This is a genomic window from Cerasibacillus sp. JNUCC 74 (assembly GCF_053667775.1).
In genome coordinates this window covers 4,270,451-4,278,784 of record NZ_CM132207.1, presented here as the reverse complement: position 1 = coordinate 4,278,784, position 8,334 = coordinate 4,270,451, and the positions used below count along the sequence as shown (strand labels likewise).

Annotated in this window: 7 protein-coding genes; all 7 read left to right on the top strand. The window is 36.4% G+C overall.

The window, feature by feature from the left end; genetic code table 11:
• Positions 1-1,092 precede the first annotated feature (1,092 nt).
• The 7 genes from rpmH (at position 1,093) to rsmG (ending at position 7,702) form a co-directional block, all read left to right on the top strand.
• A complete protein-coding gene (gene rpmH / locus JNUCC74_RS18845) occupies positions 1,093-1,227 on the top strand; it encodes a 50S ribosomal protein L34 (RefSeq protein ID WP_077318871.1) in 135 nt (44 codons plus the stop codon).
• A 145-nt stretch (positions 1,228-1,372) separates the two neighbouring features.
• Positions 1,373-1,717: a ribonuclease P protein component gene (gene rnpA, locus JNUCC74_RS18840; protein WP_077318870.1), complete on the top strand. Its 345-nt coding sequence runs from the start codon at positions 1,373-1,375 to the stop codon at positions 1,715-1,717.
• A 111-nt stretch (positions 1,718-1,828) separates the two neighbouring features.
• Entirely contained in the window at positions 1,829-2,599 is a 771-nt protein-coding gene (gene spoIIIJ / locus JNUCC74_RS18835) for a YidC family membrane integrase SpoIIIJ (protein ID WP_077318869.1), read from the top strand.
• On the top strand, positions 2,596-3,213 hold the full coding sequence (gene jag / locus JNUCC74_RS18830; RefSeq protein WP_077318868.1) for an RNA-binding cell elongation regulator Jag/EloR: 618 nt from the start codon (positions 2,596-2,598) through the stop codon (positions 3,211-3,213). Before spoIIIJ ends, jag begins: the two co-directional genes overlap by 4 nt.
• Positions 3,214-3,627: 414 nt before the next feature.
• Positions 3,628-5,004, top strand: a complete 1,377-nt coding sequence (mnmE, locus tag JNUCC74_RS18825; RefSeq protein WP_454066465.1) for a tRNA uridine-5-carboxymethylaminomethyl(34) synthesis GTPase MnmE — start codon at positions 3,628-3,630, stop codon at positions 5,002-5,004.
• A gap of 30 nt (positions 5,005-5,034) precedes the next feature.
• On the top strand, positions 5,035-6,921 hold the full coding sequence (gene mnmG, locus JNUCC74_RS18820) for a tRNA uridine-5-carboxymethylaminomethyl(34) synthesis enzyme MnmG (protein ID WP_454066464.1): 1,887 nt from the start codon (positions 5,035-5,037) through the stop codon (positions 6,919-6,921).
• 64 nt (positions 6,922-6,985) lie between these two features.
• Positions 6,986-7,702 (top strand): 16S rRNA (guanine(527)-N(7))-methyltransferase RsmG, encoded by a 717-nt coding sequence (rsmG, locus tag JNUCC74_RS18815; RefSeq protein WP_454066463.1) that lies wholly within the window; start codon positions 6,986-6,988, stop codon positions 7,700-7,702.
• The last annotated feature ends 632 nt before the right edge of the window (positions 7,703-8,334 follow it).

Genomic DNA, 8,334 nt, shown 5'->3' with positions numbered 1-8,334 from the left:
CCAGAAGTTCACTCCTTTCTTGAAAGAATATTTGATTATCTGCAATTTTCATTATCCAATGATGGGAGGTATTCCAAAAAATACCATTGCTATACAGTTTGTTTCGTAATGTTTTGTACCTGTAGACATATGTATGCCTTTAAGGACTAATGGAACGCATTTACGACGGAGCTAATAAAAAACAACGACATGGTGCTTTTAGCTGATTTTGGTACCAAGATAAAGTGGAAGACAAATGTGGACTTCTGCTGTATGTAACTAGCTCGTATAAATTCGTAATTAGAAGTGGTTCATTTTGAAACGAACGTCTAATATAACTGTTCCTGTTTAGTTTATAAAGGCATAGTTTCCTCATTAATTACATATACATGACAGAAAAAGCCTCTCTCAATCTATGAATAAAGATGGAAAGGCGTATTCAGTAATGAAAAAAATAATCATATATAAATTTTGCATCTTGTGGATATTGGATAGCAGTTTCTATGCAAGTGAAAACAAACTATCAACGTTATCCACAGCGGTGTTGATAATATTATAAACGAGGATGTTTACAAGTATCCACAACTTATCCACAACCTGTGGGTAAGTTGTTTTGTTTTTTAAGTTCTGCACAGGTTAAACACAAATATAATATCAGAAAAAACATTGAAAAGCAATGGTATTTCGACACTTATCCACAAAGTCCAGTGCTTGTAGACAATAATTGTCCACACCACTATATTTTGTGATTTCCCTGTCGATAATTGTTGTGGATAGAAAAATGAAGACGAAAAACGTTGCACAAGGGATGTGGATATCTAGACTGTAACTTGTAAGCTAGGAAAATAGAAGGCTTTCCATACTGTGGAGTTTTATTTTACATAGAGGATGAACAGTAGAGGTATAGGTTGAATTGAGTGTGGTAATAATTTTAGATATATACGTAAGTTCCATTAGAGATTGCTTGTATTAATGACTAGACTATATCTTTAGTTTAAAATTGATTTTTTAGAACAAGTTGACAGATCATATTCCTTTTACGTATAATTACAAAGACTGTCTATGGATTGATTAAAATTCGATAAATTCATCCCTTGGGGAGGTGCAGAATAAATGAAAAGAACGTTTCAACCAAATAATCGTAAACGTAAAAAAGTACACGGCTTTCGCTCACGCATGAGCACTAAAAATGGACGTAAAGTAATTGCTCGTCGTCGTCGAAAAGGAAGAAAAGTCTTGTCTGCATAGGCCACTGAAATAATCAGTGGTCTTTTTTCAGATGAAAAGCGCAGTCCAATCGGAGAGAATTATGGGTACTTGCGCTTTTCTTTTATACATAAATATGAGAGATTAGATAGATAGCTAAGTGTTTTGTAGTAAAGGTGATTGTACAGTGAAGAAAGAATACCGTATTAAAAAAAATAGTGAGTTTCAACATGCCTTTAAGTTTGGAAAATCCTTTGCAAACCGGCAACTTGTCATTTATTATGTAGAAAGGGAAGGTCAAGAGCATTTTCGAATCGGTCTTTCTGTAGGTAAAAAGATAGGGAATGCGGTGACGAGGAATCGTATTAAACGTTGTTTACGACAAGCCTTCCATGAGTTAAAGGATAAAATTGCTTATCCATATGATATTGTAATTATTGCCAGACATCCGACTAAGAATATGCAGTATAAAGAAATTAAAAAAAGCTTAATGCATTTATTATCTAGGGAACAGTTGTTAAAAATTCGATAATTGATATAGAATCTTACGTTTGATTAGGTTAAAATAACGATATAGATACAGTCGAGAAGTTATTGATAAGGACCTGCGTACTTGTCTTGTACTTAGTTAGGAGGAAGAGTGTTGCGTAAAAAGTTTTGGTTGCTAGTAGGGTTGATTAGTTTACTAGTAATTTTATCTGGGTGTAATGAAATAAACCAACCGATAACAGAGGAAAGCGAAGGAATTTGGAATTCTTACTTCGTTTATCCGATTTCATGGCTTATCACTTATTTTGCTGATTTATTTAATCAAAATTATGGACTGGCTATAGTAGTTGTTACTATTTTAGTTCGTCTGTTGCTGTTACCATTAAATATAAAACAATTAAAAAGCTCTAAAGCCATGCAGGATATTCAGCCAAAGTTAAAAGAGCTACAGCAAAAATACAGTTCTAAAGATGCTAATACTCAGCAAAAATTACAACAGGAAACGATGGCATTATTTCAAAAATATGGTGTCAATCCACTTGCAGGTTGTTTGCCCATTTTTATACAAATGCCGATTTTAATAGGTATGTACCATGCTATTATGCGAACAGAATCGATTAAAACAGGAAGCTTCTTATGGTTTGAATTGGGTTCGCCTGATCCCTATTATATTTTACCGCTGATTGCCGGGGGAGCAACATTTCTACAGCAAAAGCTGATGATGGCAGGAAGTCCGGCAGCGCAAAATCCACAGATGATGGTCATGTTATATGTGATGCCGATTATGATTACGGTCTTTGCCATTTTCTTCCCAGCTGCATTAGCGTTATACTGGGTAGTAGGTAATATCTTTATGGTTGCTCAAACTTTATTTATCCGTAAGCCAATAATGGCTGATAACAATAATGGAGGAGACAAAAAGTGAAAGAAATAACTGCTAGTGGACAAACAGTTGAAGAAGCGGTCCAAGCAGCACTAGAGCAGTTAGAAACAACCAGGGACCATGTAGAAGTTGAAGTCATTGATGAAGGCAAAAAGGGACTGTTTGGTGTATTTGGTTCAAAACGAGCCTACGTTAAAGTTCGCATCAAGGAAAATCCAATTGAAAAAACAGAAAAATATCTCCAAAAAATGATAGAACAAATGAATATCGTTGCTACTGTTCACACTTCTGTAGAGGACAATCATGTGACGTATGAGGTAGAAGGGAAAGACATTGCCATTTTAATTGGTAAACGCGGACAAACATTAAATGCACTACAGTATTTATTGCATTTAGCAATCAATAAAAATGGTGGTACTGAATATCTCACGGTCACATTAGATGCAGAAGGATATCGAGCTCGTAGAAGAGAAACTCTCGAGGCACTGGCTTTAAAAATGGCAGATAAGGCAATTCGCTTAAATAAAAAGATAGCACTCGATCCAATGCCTGCATTTGAACGAAAAATCATTCATAGTGTACTTCAATCGAATAAATCTGTTACGACTTATTCGGATGGTCAAGAACCGCATCGACATATTGTGATTCAACCATAAGTGAATTATTCATCCGCTTAGTTTTTAACTGAGCGGTTTTTTATCTATAAATATTATACCTGTACCCCTATGAATGAGGGTTCATTTTATCTAGTTAGAAGCTCCCCAGTTAGTATGTCGCTACCAATTGCTGTGCTTTTTTTCGGTTCTTACAGAAAAGAAAAAGTTTCAGTGTTTTAGTATGCAGACAAAAAATACAATAGTTCTCCTCTTTTTTGTTCATTATTAAAAATAAACGATTTTAAAACAGAAGCAGTTATCCACATGTGTATAATAATTACAATTATTTGCGAAAAAATATTGTGGATAACTTTATTTTGTGTTCAATTTATGATATTCTATTAAGTTAGTGACAATGAAAATTATGTTACTTGATATAGATGAAAACTGTAATAGGTTGGAGGTGATTTGCAAGTGGGAACAGATACAATCGCTGCCATATCAACACCGATTGGTGAAGGAGCCATTGCTATTGTTCGTCTTAGCGGTCCAGAGGCTATAGCAATCGCTGCAAAAGTTTTTACGGGTAAAAATTTAATAGACGTAGCTTCTCATACGATTCATTACGGAAAAATTATCGAACCGGAAACGAAAGAGGTTGCTGAGGAAGTAATGGTTTCTGTAATGCGAGCACCAAAAACATTTACTCGTGAAGACATAGTTGAAATAAATTGTCACGGAGGCATGGTAGCTGTAAACCGCGTATTAGAAATAGTGTTAAGTCAAGGAGCTCGTATTGCAGAACCGGGTGAATTCACAAAGCGGGCATTTCTTAATGGCAGAATCGACTTGTCACAGGCAGAAGCTGTAATGGATTTAATTCGGGCGAAAACAGACAAAGCGATGTCTGTAGCTTTGAAACAGATGGATGGACGATTATCTGCTTTAATCCGTCGACTCCGTCAAGATTTATTGGAAACAGTTGCCCATGTAGAAGTTAATATTGATTATCCAGAATATGACGATGTGGAAGAAATGTCACATGAGATGATGCGTACAAAGACTAAAGAAGTATATGCTGAGATTACCAACCTTTTACAGGTAGCCAAACAAGGTAAGATTTTACGTGAAGGCCTGGGAACCGCAATTATTGGTAGACCAAATGTCGGTAAATCGTCACTAATGAACGCGCTTGTTCAGGAAAATAAGGCAATTGTCACTGAAATACCTGGAACAACGCGGGATATTATTGAAGAATATGTAAATGTAAGAGGAGTTCCGTTGCGATTAGTCGATACTGCCGGAATTCGAGAGACAGAGGATATTGTTGAAAAAATTGGTGTAGAACGATCACGGCAAGTATTAAAGGAATCCGATTTAATCTTGTTCGTGTTAAACTATAATGACGTATTAACCGAAGAAGATGAAAAGCTGTTTGCAGCTATTCAAGGATTGGATTATATTGTTGTTATTAATAAAACAGATTTGGAACAAAAGCTGGATCTGGATCGTGTTCAAGAATTAAGTGAGGGAAAACCTATTGTTACCACCTCCTTATTGAAGGAGGAGGGGGTAGATGAGCTGGAAAAGGCGATATCTAAGACGTTTTTTGCTGGAGAAATGGATATGGGTGATTTAACCTATGTTTCTAATGTCCGCCATATTCAACTGCTCAAACAAGCTAAAAAAGCTTTAGAGGATGCAATGAAAGGATTGGAGCTCGGTTTACCTTTAGATATTGTGCAAATTGATGTAACCAGAACGTGGGAACTGTTAGGTGAGATAATTGGGGATACAGCAAGTGACAGCCTCATCGATCAGCTATTCTCACAATTTTGTTTAGGAAAATAACGATACTCTTAATTAGAAAGGATGAGACCAATGACTTATGATGCTGGACATTATGATGTAGTCGTGGTCGGTGCAGGTCATGCAGGAGTTGAGGCTGGTCTTGCAGCTGCAAAAATGGGAGCAAAAACGTTAATGCTTACCTTAAATCTAGATATGATTGCCTTTATGCCATGTAATCCATCGATTGGCGGTCCTGCCAAAGGAATTGTCGTTCGTGAAATTGATGCCCTTGGAGGAGTAATGGCAAAAGTCATCGATAAGACGCATATTCAAATGCGTTTATTAAATACTGGAAAAGGACCAGCTGTTCAAGCGCTGCGAGCCCAAGCTGATAAACCTTTATATATTAAAGAAATGAAAAAAATCATCGAAAATGAAAAAAATATTACACTTCGTCAAGGTATGGTTGACCGCTTAATTGTTGAAGACGGTGTATGTAAAGGTGTTATTACAGAAACAAATGCTGCATACCGAGCAGAAACTGTAATTGTCACCACCGGAACGTTTATGCGTGGAAAGGTCCTTATGGGAGATCTGGAATATGAAAGTGGGCCAAATAATCAAAGACCGACGATTAAACTATCGGAAAATCTGGAAGAACTTGGCTTTGAATTGGTTCGTTTTAAGACTGGTACACCACCACGAGTAAATAGTCATACCATTGATTATTCGAAAACGGAAATTCAACCAGGTGACGAAACACCGCGAAGCTTTTCGTATGAAACGACAGAATATATTACCGACCAAATTCCCTGCTGGCTAACCTATACGAATGAATTTACACACAGAATAATTAATGACAACCTGTCACTTTCTGCTATGTATTCAGGAATGAAGAGAGGAACAGGACCTAGATACTGTCCGTCTATTGAGGATAAAATTGTCCGTTTTAATGATAAACCACGTCACCAAATCTTCCTAGAGCCAGAAGGAAGAGATACGGAAGAGGTTTATGTACAAGGATTATCAACTTCTTTACCTGAATCCATTCAACATGATATTGTTCGCAGCGTAGAGGGATTAGAAAATGCAGAAATTATGCGTCCCGGCTATGCAATTGAATATGATGCGATCGTACCGACTCAACTTTGGCCAACATTGGAAACAAAGAAGATATCTGGATTATTTACAGCCGGGCAAATAAATGGAACATCTGGCTATGAAGAAGCAGCGGCGCAAGGAATCATGGCTGGAATTAATGCGGCCGCAAAAGTTCTTGGTAAAGAACCAGTTATCCTAGATCGATCGCAAGCTTATATTGGAGTACTCATTGATGATTTAGTGACAAAAGGTACCAATGAGCCATACCGTCTCTTGACATCACGTGCTGAATATCGTCTCTTGTTAAGACATGATAATGCAGATTTACGCTTAACTGAATTAGGATATAAACTTGGACTTATTTCTGAAGAACGATATGCTGCGTTTACTAAGAAATATCGTTTAGTTGAAGAGGAAAAGAAAAGATTGCATAAATTAGTTATTAAGCCCACACCTGAGGTAAATGCTTTATTAGAAAAAGCGGGTGCAACTCCAATGAAAGAGGCAATAAAGGCATATGATTTATTAAAAAGACCTGAGCTATCTTATGATATATTAGCTCCGATTATTGATGCTGATCTAACTTTGCCACAAAATGTGACAGAACAAGTCGGTATTCAAATTAAATATGAAGGATATATTAAAAAAGCAAAAGAACAAGTAGAACGTATGTTAAAAATGGAAGGAAAGAAAATTCCTAGCGATATTGATTATGATCAAATTAGCGGAATTGCTTCAGAAGCGAGAGAAAAATTGAAGAAAGTACGCCCACTCTCAGTGGGGCAAGCATCACGTATTTCAGGTGTAAATCCGTCAGATATATCTATTTTAGTTGTCTATATTGAACAAGGAAATGTCGCTCGGTTAGCTAATTAATTATAATAAGTAGATTTAGTTGTATCTTGCTAAATCTGCTTATTTTACATAAGGAGTTTATTGAATGAATCCAGAGAAATTTTTTCAAGTATTACAGGAAAAGGGAATAGAGTTGGATGCACAACAAAAACAACAATTTTCCATTTATTTCCATAACCTGATTGAATGGAATAAGAAAATTAATTTGACAGCTTTAACAGTGGAAGCAGATGTGTATTTAAAACATTTTTATGATTCGGTTACCGCAGCATTCTATTTTGATTTCACTGATGTAAAGTCAATTTGTGATGTGGGTGCTGGAGCAGGTTTTCCGAGTATTCCGTTAAAAATATGCTTTCCTCATTTACAAATAACTATTGTAGATTCATTAAAAAAACGCATCGGCTTTTTAAACCAGTTAGCGTTGGATCTTTCACTAAACCAGGTGGCATTTTACCATGATCGTGCTGAAAACTTTGGTAAAAACACAAAATTTCGTGAATCATTTGATATGGTAACGGCTCGAGCTGTTGCGCGCATGTCAGTATTAAGTGAACTTTGTTTGCCACTTGTGAAGAGGCAAGGAGTTTTTTTGGCGATGAAAGGAGCAAAAGCAAAAGAAGAAGTAGATCAGGCTAAGTTAGCCATTGAATTACTTGGCGGAGAATTGAAAAGTATTCATACGTTTACTTTGCCACAAGAAGAAAGTGAACGCTCCATTATTGAGATTTATAAAACACGAAAAACCCCAAAAAAATATCCTAGAAAACCAGGAATCCCAAATAAAGACCCGATTGATTAAGCTGGAAAGAAAAACACACACAATTTCTAATCAGTTTGATAAGTGTATATGAAACCAGGAAAATAGATTTTTATCCCATCTAAGGGGTAATGGGGTTATAAGACTCCGTTCTAGATTTATAGAGAATATGCAAAAGTCTAAGTGGAAAATAACGACACGTAAATGCCAATTTATTCAGGTGTATGGAACATGAGAGACTGCTTGAATAGACATCGCAGTTTTTCAAGGACAAGAAAAGCTGCGTCAGCGACGCATCACGATTTTTTCAAGGGGAAAAGTACTCCTTAAGTGAAGTTTCATTTTATTTCAGACGCTTGCAGTTTGTACGTCGCTAACTGAGCACCTAAGCTATTTTCTAGTGATATCAGTGTGGGATGAAGTAAGATCTCATTGATAGCAGTTTCATTTTTTTTCGCATGTAAGATGTCGTAAGCCTCCCACTTCAAGAGCCTTTAGTTGATACAAAAGGGCTAAGTGAGAGAAAACGGCACCTAAATGCTTGATTGGTTCAAGGGCCTTTAGGTCATACCCTTGGGGTACTAACCTTCAGTAGGAGAGGGAAGCAAACTCCTACTGAATGAAGTTTCACTTTATAGAAATAAGAAATAAGCATATTCTTTCAACTAGAAATA